The following is a 17,371-nucleotide window of genomic DNA, read 5'->3' as shown; positions in this document are numbered from 1 at the left end:
GCCTTCAAATAGATCACAAGTATTTTCGGCGCGGAGTAACACTGTGTAACAGAAACGCCTTAGGCAATTTTGGTCATTTACTCCCTCAAGGACACGTGATCGCAGTGATAGTGCGGGCTACAGGCCAGGGGAGGGGGATCGCGTACGATGTCGGACGGCGGGTCTGTGACATTTCCGCCGGAAAGCAGATTTATCTTTTGGGACACAGGGCACAAAGTGAATGTGCGGCGGGAGTTACTAGCCTTGTGAAGTTTTGTCGGTCTGGAATAAAAAAAAGCAGCCGAAGCTGCTTTTTTCGATTCCTGCACAGCGGCGGGAATTATTTGCCGGCCGCCCTGCGGATTGCCTGCAGGGTGCGCAGTCGCGCTTCGGCTTCGGCCAGTTGCGCGGAAACGCGGGTGTAGTCGATCTCCGCCGGGGCACTACGCAGGGCGTGCTCCGCCTCTTCGCGTGCCTTTTTGGCTGCCTCTTCGTCGATTTCGCGCTCGGCGATATCGGCGAGGATGGTCACCATGTTCGGCTGGATTTCGGCGTAGCCACCGCTCAGGAACAGCACCTCTTCATCACCATTGTCCTTGATGATGCGTACCGGACCCGGCTTGAGGTGAGTGAGCAGCTGCGCGTGGCCGTAGGAGATACCGAGTTCCCCTTCCACGCCGCTAACGATCACCATCTTCACCAGGCCGGAGAAGAGGGATTCCTCTGCGCTAACGATGTCGCAATGTACTGTCATAGCCATAAGGCTACCTCATTCTCAGCTGTTTGCCTTGTGAAGCCCGAAAAATTCCGGGCTTCACGCGCGTGCCTTACTTCTTGTTGGCTTTCTCGACAGCTTCGTCGATGGTGCCGACCATGTAGAAGGCCTGCTCAGGCATGTGGTCGTAGTCGCCGTTCAGGATGCCCTGGAAGCCACGAATGGTTTCTTTCAGGGAAACGTATTTGCCCGGAGCACCGGTAAATACTTCCGCTACGTGGAACGGCTGAGACAGGAAGCGCTCGATCTTACGCGCGCGGGCTACGATCTGCTTGTCTTCTTCAGACAGCTCGTCCATACCCAGAATCGCGATGATGTCTTTCAGTTCCTTGTAGCGCTGCAGTACGGACTGCACACCACGGGCACAGTCGTAGTGCTCCTGACCAATAACCAGCGGATCCAGCTGACGGGAGGTGGAATCCAGCGGGTCAACAGCCGGGTAGATACCTTTGGACGCGATATCGCGGCTCAGTACTACGGTGGAGTCCAGGTGCGCGAAGGTGGTCGCCGGAGACGGGTCAGTCAAGTCATCCGCCGGTACGTATACCGCCTGGATGGAGGTGATGGAGCCAGTCTTGGTGGAGGTAATACGCTCCTGCAGAACGCCCATCTCTTCCGCCAGGGTCGGCTGGTAACCTACCGCAGACGGCATACGGCCGAGCAGTGCGGATACTTCGGTACCGGCCAGGGTGTAACGGTAGATGTTGTCGACGAACAGCAGCACGTCACGACCTTCGTCACGGAACTTCTCGGCCATGGTCAGGCCGGTCAGGGCTACACGCAGACGGTTGCCGGGCGGCTCATTCATCTGGCCGTAAACCATCGCTACCTTGGACTTGGAAAACTCTTCAACGTTAACAACGCCGGCTTCCTGCATCTCGTGGTAGAAGTCGTTACCTTCACGAGTACGCTCACCTACACCCGCGAACACGGACAGACCGCTGTGCTCGGTGGCGATGTTGTTGATGAGCTCCATCATGTTTACGGTTTTACCTACACCGGCACCACCGAACAGACCAACTTTACCACCCTTGGCGAACGGACATACCAGGTCGATTACCTTGATGCCGGTCTCCAGCAGGTCGGTGGAGTTTGCCTGCTCTTCATAGGTTGGCGCCGCGCGGTGGATAGAGGAGCGCTCTTTCTCACCGATAGGGCCACACTCATCAATGGGGTTGCCCAGTACGTCCATGATACGGCCCAGGGTCTCGGTACCAACCGGTACGGAAACCGGTGCACCGGTGTTCTTCACCGGCAGACCGCGGGAGATACCCTCGGAAGAACCCATGGCGATAGCACGTACGATGCCGTCACCCAGCTGCTGCTGCACTTCCATGGTGAGGTTCTTACCCTCAACCACGAGTGCATCGTATACATTCGGTACGGCGTCGCGCGGGAATTCCACGTCGATGACCGCGCCGATAACTTGCACAATTTGCCCGTTACTCATTTCCCGATCCTCAAAGTTCAAATCTTTCTGCGGATGTCTGACCAGGGTCAAACCGCCGCGGCGCCGCCACAAATCTCAGACAGCTCTTGTGTAATCGCTGCCTGGCGCGCCTTGTTGTAAACCAGCTGCAGTGCGTCGATCAGCTCACCGGCGTTGTCGGTGGCACTCTTCATCGCAATCATACGTGCAGCCTGTTCACAGGCCTTGTTTTCAACTACTGCCTGGTACACCTGGGATTCGATGTAGCGAGTCAGCAGTCCGTCGAGAAGCTCGACCGGATCCGGCTCGTACAGATAGTCCCACTCGTGCTGCAGTTGCTCGTCTTCGTCTTTTTTCAACGGAAGCAGCTGTTGAACCTGCGGCTTCTGGGTCATGGTGTTCACGAATTCGTTGGACACCAGGAAAAGACGGTCGATGTCGCCACTGGCGAAACGATCGAGCATTACCTTGACGGAGCCAATCAGCTGCTTGGCCTGAGGCTGGTCGCCCAGGTCGCGCACTGCTGCTACGACGTTGCCGCCGATGTTGTTGAAGAAGCTGGCCGCCTTGTTGCCAACTGCGCAGATGTCCACGCCCACGCCCTGCTGATCCCAGGACTGCATCTCGCGGATCGCCGCCTTGAACACGTTAATGTTCAAGCCGCCGCAGAGACCGCGGTCGGTAGATACCAGGATGTAACCCACGCGCTTAACTTCGCGCTCCTGCAGGTAGATATGCTGGTATTCCGCATTGGCGTTGGCTACGTGGCCAATCACCGCGCGGATGCGGCTTGCATAAGGGCGCCCCAGTGCCATGCGATCCTGAGCCTTGCGCATCTTGCTCGCCGCAACCATTTCCATGGCCGAGGTGATCTTCTGCGTGCTCTTGATGCTGGCAATTTTTGTGCGTACTTCTTTTCCGCCTGCCATAGTGATTTACCTTGTTCGCTCGCGTTGTTTCGCCCCGCGTCTGATTAAAGAGCGCAGGGCGAAAGCGGATTACCAGCTACCGGTAGCGACGAATTTTTCGATCGCGGCCTTGAAGGCGCTGTCGATTTCGCCGTTGTAGTCGCCAGTGCTGTTCACTTTTTCCATCAGCTCTGCGTGTTCGCTATTCATGTAAGCGAGCAGGGCGGATTCAAAGTCCAGCACTTTGTTAACTTCTACGTCGTTCAGGTAACCCTTGTCAGCGGCGTACACGGAAACAGCCATCTCGGCGATAGACATCGGAGAGTACTGCTTCTGCTTCATCAGCTCGGTAACGCGCTCACCGTGGTCCAGCTGAGCCTTGGTGGCTTCGTCCAGGTCGGAGGCGAACTGGGAGAAAGCCGCGAGCTCGCGGTACTGAGCCAGTGCGGTACGGATACCACCAGACAGCTTCTTGATCACTTTGGTCTGTGCGGAGCCACCAACACGGGATACGGAGATACCCGGGTTGATCGCCGGACGTACGCCAGAGTTGAACAGGTCGGTTTCCAGGAAGATCTGACCATCGGTAATGGAGATTACGTTGGTCGGTACGAATGCGGAAACGTCACCCGCCTGGGTTTCAATGATCGGCAGTGCGGTCAGAGAGCCGGTCTTGCCTTTCACTTCACCGTTGGTGAACTTTTCTACGTACTCGGCGTTTACACGCGCGGCGCGCTCCAGCAGACGGGAGTGCAAGTAGAAAACGTCACCCGGGTATGCTTCACGGCCCGGGGGACGCTTCAGCAGCAGGGAGATCTGACGGTAGGCCCAGGCCTGCTTGGTCAGGTCATCGTAAATAATCAGGGCGTCTTCACCGCGGTCGCGGAAGTACTCGCCCATGGTGCAGCCTACGTACGGAGCCAGGAACTGCATCGCAGCCGGGTCGGCAGCGCCAGCGGCAACCACAATGGTGTGGTCCATAGCGCCGTGCTCTTCCAGCTTGCGTACAACGTTGGCAATAGAGGACTGCTTCTGGCCTACGGCAACGTAGATACACTTAATGCCGGTGCCTTTCTGGTTGATGATCGCATCGATCGCAACCGCAGTTTTACCGATCTGACGGTCGCCGATGATCAGCTCACGCTGGCCACGACCGATCGGAATCATGGTATCTACCGCTTTCAGACCGGTCTGTACCGGCTGATCAACGGACTGACGGGCAATTACGCCGGGGGCTACTTTCTCAACCGCGTCAGTCAGCTTGTTGTTCAGCGGACCTTTACCGTCGATCGGGTTACCCAGTGCGTCTACCACGCGGCCCAGCAGTTCCGGACCAACCGGCGCTTCCAGGATGCGGCCGGTACAACGGCACTTCTGACCTTCGGCCAGGGACTTATAGTCGCCCAGTACGATGGCACCAACGGAATCGCGCTCCAGGTTCAGCGCCATACCGTAGACGCCGCCCTCGAACTCGATCATTTCACCGTACATCACGTCGGCCAGGCCGTGGATGCGGATGATACCGTCGGATACGGAAACAATAGTGCCCTCGTTCTGGGCCTCGGTGCTCACATCGAGATTGTCGATGCGGCTCTTGATAATTTCACTGATCTCAGAGGGATTCAGTTGCTGCATGCTCTGTTCCTCGAATTCCCCTCCACCGCGTGCGGTAGAGGGGACGATAATTTAGGAGTTCATCGCCTCGGCGAGTTTGGCCAGTCGACCGCGCACGGTACCGTCGATCACCGTGTCGCCAGCGCGAATGATTGCGCCGCCCAGCAGGTTTTCATCCACCGCGCTGTGCAGGTGCACCTCGCGGGAGAACTTTTTGCTGAGAGCCTGGGTGAGCCGCTGGGACTGTTCGTCGCTGAGCGGGCGGGCAGAAATAACTTCCACTTCGAGAGTGGCTTCTGCCTTGGCCTTCAGGTCTTCAAACAGTTCGGAAATTTCCGGCAGCAGCGGCAGGCGGTGGTTTTCCGCCAGCAGCTTGATGAAGTTCTGCAGGGACGCATCAAAGTCGCCACATACAGTCAGGAATTTTTCCGCGCGCACTTCACTGGTCAGCTGCGGGTTATCCAGCAGCTCGCCAACTTTTTCGTTCTGACTGACCGCCGCTGCGGTTGCCAACGCAACGCTCCAACCGGAAAGGTTGGAGGCTTGCTGTGCGTGGGCAAAGGCCGCTTTCGCGTAGGGCCGGGCCAGAGTGCTGAGTTCCGCCATGGGTTCCTCGCTTACAGCTCGGCTGCCAGTTTCTCGATCATGTCATCGTGTGCCTTGGCATCGATGTTGACCGAGAGGATTTTCTCGGCGCCGGCAACAGACAGGGTGGCAACACGCGAGCGAAGCTGTTCTTTCGCACGGTTTACTTCCTGTTCGATTTCCGCCTGGGCGGCAGCTTTCAGGCGATCGCCTTCGCTGCGCGCAGCCTCTTTGGCTTCATCAACGATCTGATTGGCGCGCTTGTTAGCGCCATCGATGATTTCTGCAGCCTGGGCCTTGGCTTCTTTCAGTTGCTCGGCAGCTTTGCGCTGAGCCAGTTCCAGATCTTTTCCCGCGCGCTCGGCTTCTTGCAGACCGGTAGCAATTTTTTGCTCACGCTCTTGCATAACACCCAGCAGGGCCGGCCAGACAAACTTCCAGCAGAACCATACAAAGGCGAGAAAGGTGATCGACTGGCCGATCAGAGTCAGGTTGATATTCACACCGACACCTCTTGCTCTTTCAAAAATGGGTTAAAGGGCAATTGGAACGATGGAATTAACCAGCCAGACCAGGAGCAACCGCGAAAATCAGGTACATAGCGATACCAACACCGATCATCGGTACGGCGTCGAGCAGACCAGCCATCAGGAACATTTTGCCCTGCAGAGCGGGAGCCTGTTCCGGCTGACGAGCAGAACCTTCCAGCAGTTTGCCACCCAGGGTGCCGAAACCGATAGCAGTACCCAGTGCGCCCAGACCGATCAGCAGTGCAGCAGCTACGTATACCAGACCTAATGCTTCCATTGTTTTCTCCAAAGTAAAGTTAAAGAGTTGTTGAAGTTAAAAGTGAGTGAAAAAAGTCAGTAAACCGACAAAAACCGTTACATCCGGCACGACCATCACTGGTCGTGCGCGTGTTCCTCTTCCCGGTCGTGCGCCATCGCCATGTACACGGTAGTCAATACCATGAATACGAAGGCCTGCAGGGTGATCACCAGGATGTGGAAAATGGCCCAGCCCATTTGCAGCAGACCGGCACCGATAAAGCCGATAACACCTACACCAAACACGATGGCGATCAGGATAAAGATCATCTCACCGGCGTAGAGGTTGCCGAACAGACGCAAGCCCAGGGAGACCGGCTTGGCGATCAGGGATACCGCTTCCAGCAGGAAGTTAAACGGGATCAGGAAAATATCGATGTACCACTTGCCGGAGTGGAAGGGGTGCAGGGTCAGCTCTTTCACGAAGCCCATCAGACCCTTTTCGCGCACACTGAAGAAAATCATCAGTGCGAATACGGCCAGTGCCATACCCAGGGTGGCATTGAGGTCGGTAGTCGGTACCACCTTGAAGTAGACGTGATGCGGGTCCGCGCCAGTAATGGCAGAAGTACCGTGGGCAAAGGCCAGCGGCAACCAGTCCACCGGCACCAGGTCCATGAGGTTCATCAGGAACACCCAGGTGAAAATGGTCAGGGCCATCGGCGCAACCATGCTGTTGCGGTGGGGGAAGGTGTCCTTGACGACCTTGTCGACGAAATCGACGATCAGCTCAACAAAGCTCTGGAAACCGCTCGGCACGCCGGCAGTGGCTTTCTTCGCGGCGCGCGCGAACAGGAAGCAGAAAAGCATACCCAGGCCAATGGACCATCCCAGGGTGTCCAGGTGGACCGCCCAGAAGCCCATATCAGCAGCTTCCTGACTGCTGTGCGCAACAGTCCAGGTGGATTCAGAAAGCACGGTCCCGTCGGCACGGGTGTAACCCGCGGGAAGTTTACCGTAAGCCAGATTTTGCAGGTGGTGCTGGATATAACCCGTCGCGGTTTGTTCGGCAGCCATAGTTCCTCAACACGTTCTAAGATAAAAAACTTTTTCGGGAACCCCTGCCTGCGCGAGCCGTCTATCCTGGCGCAGTCACTCTTCGGGGTTCCGGGCCGCCGGCTATTTAATGCCTCGTTGCATGCAGGCGGGCCACTAGAATCCATTGCAAAATCACACACAAGCTGTAGCTGACAAACAGCACCGCTGCGTTCAGCGGTTTTACCGCGGCGAATACCGCCGCGAACCCAGCCAGGGTCATTACGAACTTGCCGGTTTCAGCGCGGTAGAAACTCGCCACCGTGCGCTGACTCGCGCGCGCTCCGCGCAATTTGCGTGCGCCCGGGCTCAGCAGCTCAAAGGCGCGCAGACCAAAATACAGATTGGGCAGCACACACAGGGCACCACCGAGCAAGGCGGAGAGGGCAACTACCCGACCGAGCGTCAGTTCGAGCGCCAGCGCAGCCAGCAAAACAGCTGCCAGCTGGATCAGCGAAATCTTTACTACCGGGGGATTACGCATAGGCGGGAACTGGCCGACCGGATTGTGATCTCCGCCCAAATTTTGGGCGTGCGAATTATGTCGGAACAGGCCAGCCGATTCAACTGGCAAATATCGTCAGTTGGTATGGCTTTCGCGTTCTTTTGTCACCCCCCGAGGCGATAGTGAACACTCACCTTTTTAAGGGAATGTGCGCCCCGGGTAGATCGGTTGTGCGACATTTGTGTGCACCAGTTTGGCGCACAGTTTGTGCAACCGTTGCAATCGTAACGGTTGTAGAGGAGATGACTCAGTCCTCGCTATATCCCAGATGCGCAAGGATACCGTCCAGCTCGTCGAGACTGGTGTACTTGAGCACCAGCTTGCCGGCGCCTTTTTCGCCGTGATCGATCGCCACCGGCACGCCAATTTTTTCGGCCAATCGCTCACTCAGGCGCCGAATATTCGGATCCACTTCCGGTTTTTTCGCTTTCGGCTTGCCGGCTTGTTCCTGAATACGGCGTACCAGCGCCTCGGTCTGGCGCACCGTGAGGCCCCGGTCCACCACCTGACGGGCCGCTTCACGCTGCCCATCGCCGGACAGCCCCAGCAGGGCCTTGGCGTGGCCAGTTTCGATATCACCGCGCTCGAGGAAAGTGCGCACTTCGTCGGTCAGGCTCAACAGGCGCAGCAGGTTGGTTACCGCGGTGCGGGATTTACCCACCGCTTCAGCCACCTGTTGCTGGGTGAGCTCGAACTCATCCTGCAGGCGCTTGAGAGCAACCGCCTCTTCAACCGGATTGAGATCTTCGCGCTGGATGTTCTCGATCAGCGCCATGGCGATGGCGGCTTCGTCTGCCACCTCGCGAATCAACGCTGGAACCTTGTCCAGCTCCGCTAGCTGAGCGGCGCGCCAGCGGCGCTCACCGGCGATGATCTCGTACTTGTGCTCACCGATTGGACGTACAACGATGGGCTGCATGATGCCCTGGGCGCGGATGGAGTCGGCCAGTTCTTGCAGGGACTCCTGCGGGAAGTCGCGGCGTGGCTGATAGCGGCCGCGCTGCAGAAATTCGATGGGCAGCTCTTTGAGCTCGCCGTCGACGCGCTCGACGATATCGCCATTGCGCTCACCAGTGGCGACCGCAATCGCCTCGCTGGCATTGTTGCTGATCAGATGGGAAAGCCCTTTCCCGAGGCCCTTGCGTTTCGCGGCCATAAGTCTTCTACCTCAGTCTTATACCGCTTCCGCTACCGGACGGGGTCCACTGTTTGAGTTGCTGTTGTTCTGGTTGGCTGCGGCATGGCGACGGGTGATCTCGCCGGCGAGCGCCAGGTAGGCGATGGCGCCCTTGGAGTTGCGATCGTATTCCAGTGCCGGCTTGCCGAAGCTGGGGGCTTCCGCCAGGCGCACATTGCGCGGGATACAGGTGCGGTACAGGCGATCGCCAAAGTATTCGTTGAGCTGCTCCGACACATCCCCGGTGAGACTGTTGCGCGGATCGTACATGGTGCGCAGGATACCCTCGATGCGCAGGTCCGGATTGGCGGCCTGCTGCACCTGGGTGATGGTGTCGATCAGGGAGGAAAGCCCCTCCAGCGCATAGTATTCACACTGCATCGGGATCAACACGCCACCGGCGGCACACAGCGCGTTGACCGTGAGCATGTTCAGGGACGGCGGACAGTCGATGATGATGTAGTCGTAGTCGTTGCTGATCTCTGCCAGTGCCTGGCGCAGGCGAGACTCGCGGCCATCCATTTCCAGCAGCTCCACCTCGGCGGCAGAGAGGTCGATATTTGCCGGCATCAGGTCGAAACCACTGGAGGTGGTCACAATTGCCTTGCGCGGCGGCAGCAGGCTGGCGAGCACGTCGTAACTGGACAGCTGCAGCTCGCTCTTGTCGACGCCGCTGCCCATGGTGGCATTCCCCTGGGGATCGAGGTCGATCAGCAGCACGCGTCGCTTGCTGGCAACGAGGGAGGCTGACAGGTTGACGCAGGTGGTGGTTTTCCCCACGCCCCCTTTCTGGTTGGCTACCGCAAAAATCTTGCTCAAGGTTCTGGTCCTGTTGTTCCCGGTGGCTCGGTATCCTGTGGCCGGCCGGGCTCGCCGCTGGGCCGGGGTCACCGGAAGGCGCGGCAGCAAAAGCGCACTCGCGAACATCGGCCCGGTGCGCAGGTGTCGAATTTCATTCGGATATCTGGCCACGCCAGACATTGTTTGCAGTGACGATTCCGTCGAATCGCCGCCTCAACCCTCGCGTACGAGGACGATCAGATGGCGCTCGGCATCGCAGCCGGGCACCTGCAGAGTGTGCAGCTGTTCGACCTTAATGCCTTTTGGCAATGCACTCAACTCATCTTCCGGGATCTTGCCCTTCATCGCATAGAATCGGCCTCCCGGAGCGAGTAAATGCTCACTACCGGCCACCATGTCCTGCAGTGAGGCAAAGGCCCGCGATACCACGCCGGCATAGGCATCCTGCGGCTGATACGCCTCAACCCGCTGGTTTACCACGTTGATATTCGCGAGCTTGAGCTGGCTCGCAACCTGGAATTGGAAGCGGGACTTTTTACCATTGCTGTCGAGCAGGCTGATGGGGCGCTCGGGGTGGATAATGGCCAGGGGAATACCCGGCAGGCCGCCACCGGAGCCCACATCGATTAGCGGTGAGCGGTCGCCAGGGCTTTCGCCACACAGGTTGACCACACTCAGACTGTCGATGATGTGGCGCTCAAGCATCTCTGACGGATCCCGCACCGCGGACAGGTTGTAGGCCGCATTCCAGCGCGCAAACAGATCCAGATAAGCCAATAGTTTGTCCTGCTGCTCAGCGGTCAGTGGCAGCGCTAACTGGTCTGCAGCCTGCTGCAGACGGGGGCGAAACTGTTCCATATCGTCAGACCGCCTTCTTGCGGCTCAACAGGCCGCGCTTCTTCAACTGGATCAGCAACAGGGACACCGCGGCCGGGGTCACACCGGGAACCCGCCCCGCGCGAGCCAGGGTATCCGGACGCGCGTCGCTCAGTTTCTGGATCACCTCGTTGGACAACCCGGAAACTCCCGAATAGTCGAAATCTGCAGGCAGCGGCGTGTCCTCGTAGGCCTGCAGGCGCTCGATCTCATCCCGCTGGCGATCGATATAGCCCGCGTACTTGGCGGCAATCTCTACCTGTTCCGCGACTTTCTCATCCGCCACCGGTTCACCCTTGAGCGACGCAACGTTGCTGTAGGTGAGTTCCGGGCGGCGCAGCAGGTCCTGCAGGCTGTACTCCCGTGCCAGAGGCTGCGGCAGCTTCTGCTCCACAATTTTGGCGGCATCACTGCCGGGCTGGATCCAGGTCTCCTTGAGGCGCTGCTGTTCGCGCTCCATGGACTCGCGCTTTTCACAGAACGCCTGCCAGCGGATGTCGTCCACCAGGCCCAGCTCGCGCCCCTTTTCGGTAAGGCGCAGGTCGGCATTGTCTTCACGCAGCAGCAGGCGGTATTCCGCACGGCTGGTGAACATGCGGTAAGGCTCTTTGGTGCCGCTAGTAATCAGGTCGTCCACCAGGACACCCAGGTAGGCCTCGTCGCGGCGCGGCGCCCAGGCGTCTTTGTCCCGGGCCAGCAGGGCGGCGTTGGCCCCGGCGAGCAGTCCCTGGGCCGCGGCTTCTTCGTAGCCGGTGGTACCGTTGATCTGGCCGGCAAAGAACAGTCCGCTGATGAACTTGGTCTCGAGAGACGGACGCAGGTCTCGCGGATCGAAGAAATCGTACTCGATGGCATAGCCCGGGCGGGTGATATGCGCGTTCTCGAATCCAGCAATGGAGCGCACCAGATCCATCTGTACATCGAACGGCAAACTGGTGGAGATACCGTTGGGATACAGCTCGTTGGTGGTCAAACCCTCGGGCTCGATAAAGATCTGGTGGCTGTTCTTGTCCGCAAAGCGGTGCACCTTGTCTTCGATGGAGGGGCAGTAGCGCGGACCGATGCCTTCGATTACACCGGAATACATCGGAGAGCGGTCGAGGCCGCCATGGATGATCTCGTGGGTGCGCTCGTTGGTGTGGGTAATCCAGCAGCACACCTGGCGCGGGTGCTGCTGGCGGCTGCCGAGGTAGGACATTACCGGCAGCGGCTCATCACCCCATTGCTCCTCGAGGCCGGAGAAATCCACGGAACGCGCGTCGATGCGCGGCGGGGTGCCGGTCTTGAGGCGCTCCACACGGAACGGCAGGGCGCGCAGACGCTCCGCCAGGGCGATGGAGGGCGGGTCTCCCGCGCGACCGCCGGCGTGGTTGTCGAGGCCGATATGAATGCGACCGCCGAGGAAGGTACCGGCGGTGATCACTACGGATTTCCCCCGGAAACGCAGACCGGCATTGGTGACGACCCCGGTGACGCGGTCATTTTCCACGATCAGATCGTCGGCTGCCTGCTGGAAGATGTCCAGGTTGGGCTGGTTCTCCAGAATGCTGCGGATTGCGGAGCGGTACAGGGCGCGGTCCGCCTGGGCGCGGGTGGCGCGTACTGCCGGGCCTTTGCGCGCATTGAGCACGCGAAACTGGATGCCACCCAGGTCGGTGGCGGTGGCCATTGCCCCCCCCAGGGCATCGACTTCTTTCACCAGATGGCTCTTGCCGATACCGCCGATGGCCGGGTTGCACGACATCTGACCGAGCGTCTCGATGTTGTGGGTCAGCAGCAGGGTGCGGCTACCCATGCGCGCAGCGGCAAGGGATGCTTCGGTACCGGCGTGTCCGCCGCCAATCACGATCACATCATATTGTGTTGGGAAGTCCATAGGGTCGAGCTCTGGCGGCCTGCGGCACGCTGTAGGGGGTGAATCCTGTTGGCACTGCTACTGGGCAGGCAAAAATTCGGCCGCACATTATAGGCACCTTCAGCTGTGCAAAAAAGCGGCACGGCGAAATTTACTTTTCAGTTTCTCTTCTTAACTACATAAATAAAGTTATACATACCTTACGTATAAGTACGTGTTTATATTTAATGTAATTATTAGAGGGGGCGGATTTGCTGTATAGATTGGAAAAGTTGTTTTAAAACAACGGGTTAGGGTAATGATAAGTACCCCCTGAACCCCTGCTTTTGCGGGGGTACAACCCATGTATGCGGGTGTGGACAGGCGGGATAACTTTGCCACCTATTGCCAACCTGCCAGGTTATCCCCGGATTCGTACCGCCTTTTGTGACTACTTTCCCAGTGATTCATCCACAGTCGTCCTGGATGCCATGCTGGATTCAGTCAACTGTGAATAACTCTGTGGGTTTCCGGGATAATTTGCTGTGTTGGGATCTTGGATAGGTGGTCCATCTGGATAACCTTGTGGATTGCTGTGAGCAACTCCTGTGTTTTATACGGGGAAGGGCTGTTGTCGGAATCTGGCCCGCTGCCTAAATTTTCGTTGTGGACAACTGGATCGGTTAAAACAGCGGCGGCGGTCGCTGGGCGATTGCCGGGTTTCCGATGATATTGGTGGGAATGGAGAGTGGGTCGCGGGCAGCTTGGGCGCTGCCCGCAGTCGTTTTCAGGGAGGGAACGGGCAGTTATTTGCCGATGCAGAAGCTGCCGAAGATTTTGCCGAGTAGCTCGTCGGCGGTCATGGCGCCGGTAATCTCTCCCAACGCTTGCTGGGCCTGGCGTAGATCTTCGGCGAGCAACTCCCCGGCACCACTGGCATTGAGCTGGGCGCGGCCCTCGAGAATAAACGTCCGCGCCCGTGCCAGCGCGTCCAGGTGTCTCCGGCGCGCACTGAATGCGCCTTCGTTGCCCGACTGGTAGCCCATGCATTGTTTCAGGTGTTGCTGCAGAGCGCCGATTCCGACGCCGGTTTTGGCGCTGATTGCGATGATCGGAATACCGTTGCTGTGCGCCTGTAATCCGGCGGTGTAGTCGGTCAGGTCTATCTTGTTGACCACGAGAGTGAGTTTTTCTGCGTCCGGAAGCTGGCGGGTAAAATCGGGCCAGGCCTGTTCCGGGTCCAATGAGGTGAGCTCGCGTGCATCTACCACCAGCAGTACCCGGTCTGCATGGCGGATCTCATCCCATGCCCGCTGCATACCAATCTGTTCCACCTGATCCGGGGATTCCCGCAAGCCAGCGGTGTCCGCGATGTGCAATGGCATGCCGTCGATATGGATATGCTCGCGGAGGACGTCGCGAGTGGTGCCGGCGATGTCAGTCACGATCGCGGTGTCTTTTCCTGCCAGAGCATTCAGAAGGCTCGACTTTCCGGCGTTGGGTTTACCGGCGATAGCCACCTGCATTCCCTCGCGCATGATGGTTCCCTGCCGGGCCTGGGCGTCCACGGTGTCCAGTTGTACCAGTAGGGCATCAATATCCGCTGCGATCTTGCCATCGGCTAGAAAATCGATTTCTTCTTCTGGAAAATCGATCGATGCTTCGACATAGATACGTAAAGCGGTCAGTTGTGTGGATAATTCTTCGATTTTTTCGGAGAAAACACCTTGCAGGGATCGCAGTGCATTCTGTGCTGCCTGGGCACTTCCCGCGTCGATCAGGTCCGCAACTGCCTCGGCTTGCGCCAAATCCATCTTGTCATTGAGAAAAGCGCGCTCGGAGAACTCCCCCGGCCGTGCCTGGCGCGCGCCCATTTCGATCAGCGCGGACATCAGGGTATCGAGTATCACCGGTCCGCCGTGCCCCTGGAGTTCCACCACGTCTTCGCCGGTAAACGAGTTGGGTCCAGGGAAGAACAGCGCCAGCCCCTGATCCAGCAACTGGTCGCCGCAGGCAAAATCGCAGTAGTGGGCAAAGCGCGGTTTGAAGCTTTTACCCGTCAACTTTTCACCGATTTCCCGGGCTTGGGCGCCGGACAGGCGAATCACGCCGATACCTCCGCGTCCGGGAGGCGTGGCGACGGCGGCGATGGTGTCTTTGCTGAGGCTTTGCTGGGACATGCTCTGAGTTTATCCAGATTTCTCAAATTTGTTGCAGATAAAAGAAGGGCCGCATTGAGCGGCCCTTAACTTTCGAGAGTGGATACCCGGTGCGAGTTCGCTACCGGGGTATCTGCAGCCTTACTTGCCCGCTGCCTCGACCTGTTTATTGATAAACCAGGTCTGGGCAATGGTGATCAGGTTGTTGGCGATCCAGTAGATAACCATGCCTGCGGGGAACCACAGGAAGAAGAAGGTCATCATCACCGGCATCAGCTGCATGATCTTGGCCTGTGTGGGATCGGTGGGCTGTGGGTTCAGCTTCTGCATAAACCACATGGACAGCCCCATGATGACGGGCAGGATAAAGTAGGGGTCCTTCACTGACAGGTCGTGAATCCATCCGATCCAGGGCGCGTGGCGGAGTTCGACAGTCTCCATCAGCATCCAGTAAAGGCCGATGAATACAGGCATCTGTAACAGGATCGGAAGGCAGCCCCCCACCGGATTGATCTTCTCCCGGCGGTACAGCTTCATGGTTTCTTCCGCCAGCTTTTGGCGATTGTCTTTGTACTGCTCCTGCAGTTTCTTCATCTGCGGGGCGAACTTGCGCATGCGCGCCATGGACTTCAGGCCCGCGGCAGACAGCGGGAACAGCAGAGCCTTGATGAATACCGTAAGCAGGATGATGGACCAGCCCCAGTTGTCCACGATGTGATCGTGGATCCAGTTCAGTACGCGGAACATCGGCTTCGCCAGCCACCATAACCAGCCGTAGTCTACGGTCAGGTCGAGGTAGGGGGAGATTTCCTCAAGGCGGTAAACGTCTTTCGGACCCGCGTAGAAAGAGGCTTCCACGGTACCTTGCTTACCCGGCTCGATACGCAGCTGCGGGCTGGTGAAGCCCATGCTGTAGAGGCCATTGCCAATGGGCTCCAGGGCAAAGGTGTTGTTTTCCTGCTGGTTCGGTACCCAGGCGCTCAGGAAGTAGTGCTGCACCATGGCAACCCAACCGCCCTGAAGGGTTTCAGTGGTGGGCTTTTTGCTGATGTCTTCAAAGTCCTGCTTGTAATAGTTTTCCTCGCTGGTGTGCAGTGCCGCGCCAAGGAAAGGGGACATGCCTATACCCACATCGACCGGTGGCTCAAGGCTGTCGCGCACGATCTCTCCGCACATGCCGGCCAGCAGGGGCTTGTCGCGTCCGTTGTCGACCAGGTAAGAAACCTTGATCAGATAGTCACCGCGGTTGAAGGTGAAGCGCTTGGTGAAGCCGATACCATTTTGGGTTTGCTTAAGGTCGACTGTGAGGGTGTCCTTGCCTTCCTGCAGGGCGTACTCGCCGGCGTCGCTGGTAAACACCGGACGGCCTGCAGAACAGTTGCCCTTGCCGCCAACCAGGCCGCTTTTCGCCACGTAGGTATGGCTGCGCGTCTGGTTGAGCAAGATCAGGGGACGGTCGGGCGTATCGATTTCTTCGTAATACTTGCGCAGCGCCACCTTGACGATATCGCCGCCATTGGGATCGATCAGCAGGCTCAGGGTGTCGGTATTGACGCTGATCAGTTTTGGCTGACTAGTGGAGCCCACTTCCGGGATGGCGCCGTCCGGCAGTTCGCCTTCGCTGCTTCCGGGTTGTGCCTGGCTGCTGGGCAGAGTTTCGGAACCCTGGGCCTGGTGGTGCACCACGGTTTTCTGGTCGGGGGCGGGGGTGTGCTGCTCCTGGAAAGCGTTCCATTGGTAAATCAGGGCCAGGAGGACCGCGGCGATGCCGCCGACCAGCGTGTAGCGTTGCCAATCCATTATTTCGATAGCCTTGTTGCGGTGGCGGAATCTAGTCTGCCGCCGGAGTTTTTGATTCTTTGCAGGCGGGGGGAACGTGATCCAGACCGCCGGGATGCCAAGGGTGGCATTTTATAAGGCGGCGCAGGGTTAAATAACCCCCTTTGCAGAATCCATGGGTTTTTAATGCATCTTCAGCATAACGGGAGCATGTGGGGTAGAAGCGACACTGGTTTCCTACCCATGGACTGGCGATCAGACGGTATAAATGAATAAGTTTGATCGCGAGCCATTTCACGGTTGATCTCCCGGTGAAGATGCTGCGCGTGGCTTGCCGCGGTTACTCCCGCTTTTTTTGCCATTGCGCTGGTTTCGCGGGCGTCTGGAACCGCCATTGTCTGGCTGGGGATTCTTTGCGCGCTCATCCAGCTTGCGCCAGAGTTTGCCGAAAATCTTGTGTAGCGCTGCGTTGTCCAGTTCCCCGGCACCGGCGCGCGCGAGGATCACGGCATCCAGTGGGAACAGTTCGTGTTGGCGCAGGCGGAAAGTCTCGCGAGCGATACGCTTGATGCGATTGCGGTCGGTAGCGTTGCGGACGTGTTTTTTGGCAATGACGAGGCCGAGCCTGGGATGTTCCAGCTCGTTGGGGCGGGCGAGGATCAGGAATTGAGGCTGCGCGGCGCGAACGGGCGCAGAATCAAAAACGGCGCGATACTGCGCCGCATTGAGCAGCCGCAGCGGCTTGGCGAATGCGAAGTCGCTGCGTGGGCACTGCATGATGATTCAGTGGCAAATATAAGGTTGCTCGCAGAGCGGCAATCTTATGCGCACAGAACCTTGCGGCCTTTGGCGCGACGACGAGCGAGTACTTTACGGCCGTTCTTGGTGGCCATACGGGCACGGAAACCGTGGTTGCGCTTGCGCTTCAAGTTGCTGGGCTGAAATGTGCGTTTCATGGTGTTACTACCTGGAGTTATGTCCCGGAGTTATGTCCTGGAAGTTTGCGTAATTCTGGGCCGCTTGCGGCAATAGCCCGTTGCGGCACGCCCTTTTGGGCTGACTTCGGAGCGGGCTATGCGCTGCGAAGG

Annotated in this window: 18 protein-coding genes; all 18 read right to left on the bottom strand. The window is 58.3% G+C overall.

Annotated elements, in window-relative coordinates; all coding sequences use genetic code 11:
• Positions 1-319: 319 nt before the first annotated feature.
• Positions 320-739 (bottom strand): F0F1 ATP synthase subunit epsilon, encoded by a 420-nt coding sequence (locus B4U49_RS15010; protein WP_078085419.1) that lies wholly within the window; start codon positions 737-739, stop codon positions 320-322.
• 67 nt (positions 740-806) lie between these two features.
• Positions 807-2,204 carry a F0F1 ATP synthase subunit beta gene (gene atpD, locus B4U49_RS15005; RefSeq protein WP_078085432.1) on the bottom strand — a complete coding sequence of 466 codons (1,398 nt, stop codon included), beginning with the start codon at positions 2,202-2,204 and terminating at the stop codon, positions 807-809.
• A gap of 47 nt (positions 2,205-2,251) precedes the next feature.
• Positions 2,252-3,112 carry a F0F1 ATP synthase subunit gamma gene (atpG, locus tag B4U49_RS15000; RefSeq protein WP_078085418.1) on the bottom strand — a complete coding sequence of 287 codons (861 nt, stop codon included), beginning with the start codon at positions 3,110-3,112 and terminating at the stop codon, positions 2,252-2,254.
• Between the two features lie 69 nt (positions 3,113-3,181).
• Positions 3,182-4,726, bottom strand: a complete 1,545-nt coding sequence (gene atpA, locus B4U49_RS14995; RefSeq protein WP_078085417.1) for a F0F1 ATP synthase subunit alpha — start codon at positions 4,724-4,726, stop codon at positions 3,182-3,184.
• 51 nt (positions 4,727-4,777) lie between these two features.
• A complete protein-coding gene (locus B4U49_RS14990) occupies positions 4,778-5,311 on the bottom strand; it encodes a F0F1 ATP synthase subunit delta (RefSeq protein ID WP_078085416.1) in 534 nt (177 codons plus the stop codon).
• A gap of 11 nt (positions 5,312-5,322) precedes the next feature.
• Positions 5,323-5,793: a F0F1 ATP synthase subunit B gene (locus B4U49_RS14985; RefSeq protein ID WP_078085415.1), complete on the bottom strand. Its 471-nt coding sequence runs from the start codon at positions 5,791-5,793 to the stop codon at positions 5,323-5,325.
• Positions 5,794-5,848: 55 nt separating this feature from the next.
• Positions 5,849-6,097, bottom strand: coding sequence for a F0F1 ATP synthase subunit C (gene atpE, locus B4U49_RS14980; protein WP_010131056.1), 249 nt, complete (start codon positions 6,095-6,097; stop codon positions 5,849-5,851).
• A 95-nt stretch (positions 6,098-6,192) separates the two neighbouring features.
• The gene (gene atpB / locus B4U49_RS14975; protein WP_078085414.1) at positions 6,193-7,134 is read right to left on the bottom strand and encodes a F0F1 ATP synthase subunit A; all 942 of its coding nucleotides are present in this window, start codon (positions 7,132-7,134) and stop codon (positions 6,193-6,195) included.
• A 106-nt stretch (positions 7,135-7,240) separates the two neighbouring features.
• The gene (locus tag B4U49_RS14970) at positions 7,241-7,636 is read right to left on the bottom strand and encodes an ATP synthase subunit I (protein ID WP_078085413.1); all 396 of its coding nucleotides are present in this window, start codon (positions 7,634-7,636) and stop codon (positions 7,241-7,243) included.
• 268 nt (positions 7,637-7,904) lie between these two features.
• Positions 7,905-8,813, bottom strand: coding sequence for a ParB/RepB/Spo0J family partition protein (locus B4U49_RS14965; protein ID WP_078085412.1), 909 nt, complete (start codon positions 8,811-8,813; stop codon positions 7,905-7,907).
• A gap of 18 nt (positions 8,814-8,831) precedes the next feature.
• Positions 8,832-9,653 carry a ParA family protein gene (locus tag B4U49_RS14960; RefSeq protein ID WP_078085431.1) on the bottom strand — a complete coding sequence of 274 codons (822 nt, stop codon included), beginning with the start codon at positions 9,651-9,653 and terminating at the stop codon, positions 8,832-8,834.
• 195 nt (positions 9,654-9,848) lie between these two features.
• Positions 9,849-10,493, bottom strand: a complete 645-nt coding sequence (gene rsmG, locus B4U49_RS14955) for a 16S rRNA (guanine(527)-N(7))-methyltransferase RsmG (RefSeq protein WP_078085411.1) — start codon at positions 10,491-10,493, stop codon at positions 9,849-9,851.
• Positions 10,494-10,497: 4 nt separating this feature from the next.
• A complete protein-coding gene (gene mnmG / locus B4U49_RS14950; protein ID WP_078085410.1) occupies positions 10,498-12,387 on the bottom strand; it encodes a tRNA uridine-5-carboxymethylaminomethyl(34) synthesis enzyme MnmG in 1,890 nt (629 codons plus the stop codon).
• Positions 12,388-13,151: 764 nt separating this feature from the next.
• Positions 13,152-14,525 (bottom strand): tRNA uridine-5-carboxymethylaminomethyl(34) synthesis GTPase MnmE, encoded by a 1,374-nt coding sequence (mnmE, locus tag B4U49_RS14945; RefSeq protein ID WP_078085409.1) that lies wholly within the window; start codon positions 14,523-14,525, stop codon positions 13,152-13,154.
• A gap of 120 nt (positions 14,526-14,645) precedes the next feature.
• On the bottom strand, positions 14,646-16,304 hold the full coding sequence (gene yidC / locus B4U49_RS14940; RefSeq protein ID WP_078085408.1) for a membrane protein insertase YidC: 1,659 nt from the start codon (positions 16,302-16,304) through the stop codon (positions 14,646-14,648).
• 31 nt (positions 16,305-16,335) lie between these two features.
• Positions 16,336-16,581, bottom strand: a complete 246-nt coding sequence (gene yidD, locus B4U49_RS14935) for a membrane protein insertion efficiency factor YidD (RefSeq protein ID WP_078085407.1) — start codon at positions 16,579-16,581, stop codon at positions 16,336-16,338.
• Complete coding sequence (rnpA, locus tag B4U49_RS14930; protein ID WP_078085406.1) at positions 16,578-17,060, bottom strand: ribonuclease P protein component; 483 nt, start codon at positions 17,058-17,060, stop codon at positions 16,578-16,580. The genes yidD and rnpA overlap by 4 nt, the downstream gene beginning before the upstream one ends.
• 44 nt (positions 17,061-17,104) lie before the next feature.
• A complete protein-coding gene (gene rpmH, locus B4U49_RS14925; RefSeq protein WP_078085405.1) occupies positions 17,105-17,239 on the bottom strand; it encodes a 50S ribosomal protein L34 in 135 nt (44 codons plus the stop codon).
• Positions 17,240-17,371: the final 132 nt, after the last annotated feature.

The organism is Microbulbifer mangrovi (genome assembly GCF_002009015.1).
Classification (GTDB): domain Bacteria; phylum Pseudomonadota; class Gammaproteobacteria; order Pseudomonadales; family Cellvibrionaceae; genus Microbulbifer; species Microbulbifer mangrovi.
This window is presented reverse-complemented; position numbering and strand designations above follow the sequence as displayed.